Annotated in this window: 3 protein-coding genes; 1 reads left to right on the top strand and 2 read right to left on the bottom strand. The window is 72.0% G+C overall.

Features of this window, described 5'->3' with window-relative positions; genetic code table 11:
• The first annotated feature begins 79 nt into the window (after nt 1-79).
• Nucleotides 80-673, top strand: coding sequence for an isopentenyl-diphosphate Delta-isomerase (gene idi, locus AOK18_RS25545; protein ID WP_055695861.1), 594 nt, complete (start codon nt 80-82; stop codon nt 671-673).
• A 96-nt stretch (nt 674-769) separates the two neighbouring features.
• Here idi and AOK18_RS25540 read toward each other — a convergent pair whose 3' ends face one another.
• Nucleotides 770-1,291, bottom strand: coding sequence for an ATP-binding protein (locus tag AOK18_RS25540; protein ID WP_055695860.1), 522 nt, complete (start codon nt 1,289-1,291; stop codon nt 770-772).
• Nucleotides 1,292-1,465: 174 nt separating this feature from the next.
• Nucleotides 1,466-2,089: an HdeD family acid-resistance protein gene (locus AOK18_RS25535; protein WP_055695859.1), complete on the bottom strand. Its 624-nt coding sequence runs from the start codon at nt 2,087-2,089 to the stop codon at nt 1,466-1,468.
• Between the last annotated feature and the right edge of the window lie 47 nt (nt 2,090-2,136).

The raw sequence follows: 2,136 nt of genomic DNA, 5'->3' as shown, positions 1-2,136 counted from the left end.
TGCGGGCGGTGCGGGCGGTGCCGGGAGTGCCGGATTCGTGCGGCAGACTTGGGGTGCGAAGACCGAATGAAGGATGGGTATGCCGATCACACCTGCCACCGCGACGCACACCCCGTCGAGCGGCACCGACGAGGCGATTCTGCTGGAGCTGGTCGACGAGGACGGCGTGACGACCGGCACCGCGGAGAAGCTCGCCGCCCATCAGCCCCCGGGGCAGCTGCACCGGGCGTTCTCGGTGTTCCTCTTCGACGAGCGCGGCCGGCTGCTGATCCAGCAGCGGGCCCTGGGCAAGTACCACTCCCCCGGCGTGTGGTCCAACACCTGCTGCGGGCACCCCTACCCCGGTGAGTCTCCGTTCGCGGCGGCGGCCCGGCGGACCTTCGAGGAGCTGGGGCTGTCCCCGTCGCTGCTCGCCGAGGCGGGCACGGTGCGCTACAACCACCCGGACCCGGCCTCCGGTCTGGTCGAGCAGGAGTACAACCACCTGTTCGTCGGCATGGTGCAGGCACCGCTGCGGGTGGATCCCGAGGAGGTGGCGTCCACGGCGTTCGTGACCCCGGACGAGCTGGCCCGGCGCCATGCCGAGGACACCTTCTCGGCGTGGTTCATGACCGTGCTGGACGCGGTCCGCCCGGCGGTCCGGGAGCTGACGGGGCCGTTGGCGGGCTGGTGACCGCGCGGGGGCGGTCGCGGATCGGGGGCCGGGCCCGGTGGGTCCGGCGGGGAGCCCGACTCCGGTGGTGGCCCTCACGGTGTGTGCGGGCGGCCGTCAGCGCCGCGCGGGCTTGAGCGGCAGGGCGGCCCAGACCACCTTGCCGCCGCCCGCGGTGTGCTCGACGTCGCACACACCGTTCGCCTCACGGGTGATCTCGCGCACCAGGAGCAGTCCACGGCCTCCGGTGCGGCCGTGGTCGGCCTCCAGGGCGGTCGGGCGGTAGGGGTGGTTGTCCTCCACGGACACCCGGACCCATTCGGCGCCGACGGCGACCTCGACGGCGAGCGTCGGGGAGAGCAGCGCCGCGTGCCGCACGGCGTTGGTGACCAGTTCCGAGACGATCAGCAGCAGCCCCTGGACCACCTCGTCGGCGACCGGCACCCCCTGGCGCAGCAGCAGGTCCCGTACGGCGTGGCGCGCCTGCGGGACCGAGGCGTCGACGGCGGGGGCGGTGAACCGCCAGACGCCCTCGTACGGCAGCGGAGCCGGTCTCGGTGGTGCGGTCTCCGCTCCGGCGGGTCTGTCCCCGTCCTCGTCCTCCGGGCGCGGCCCGGGTCCGCGCCCCTGGTCGTCCATCGTCCGGTCGCCGCCCTCACGCTCGATTGTCACCACCCGTCGAGTGTTGGTAACGATGCGCGTCACGCCGAGGTCCTGGACAGAAGTCAGCAGATATCGAGCGCTTCTGACCGTTGAAGTACGTCGTGATGGTTCACGAGACAGTTTCCATCCGTCTTGTGTCGCCTCGACGGGCTATTCGGGTTGTACGGGTTTGGTGTCCGGCCCGGTGTTCCCGGGGTCCGTCAGCCGGTCGGAGACCATGCCCACGATCCTGCGCCCGCCGTAGCCGGTGGCGATCAGACCGAGTCCGTCGAAGAGCAGGGTGAGCGAGAGGAAAGTGCCGATCACGTACTGGCTGCTGCCCGGCCAGGTGGCCAGCACCAGGATGCCGAGCAGGAGTCCCAGGACGCCCTGCAGGAGCGTCACACCGAACTGCGGGCCGCGCACCACCATGCTGCCCACCAGGCGGAACAGCCCGCCGGTGAGGAACAGCAGCGCGGCGAACATGGTCAGTGCCTCGGCCGCGGCCGCCGGGGTGCGCAGGACCACCACGCCGGCCGCGATGTTCAGGGCCGCGACGATCACCGCGAGCCAGAAGAAGTTGCTGTGCCGGGCCTGGACGGCCTGCAGCAGGGAGACCGCGCCGCCGATCAGCAGCAGCCAGCCGAACAGCACCATCGTCGTCAGGGTGGCGACGGCGGTGTGGACGAGACCGACGAGACCGGCGACCACCAGGATCACGCCGAGTGCGGCGAGCCAGCCGAAGCCGTGCTTCAGCCCGGCCGTCCCGTCGCGCGGTGGGGTGGACCCGCCCATGGCTGCCTCCTCGCCGTCCGCTCCCCGCCCCTCCCCTCGTTCTCCCC

Source organism: Streptomyces prasinopilosus (assembly GCF_001419695.1).
Classification (GTDB): Bacteria; Actinomycetota; Actinomycetes; order Streptomycetales; family Streptomycetaceae; genus Streptomyces; species Streptomyces prasinopilosus.
Note: the sequence above shows the minus strand (reverse complement) of the source record. Positions and strands in the feature narration are given on the sequence as shown.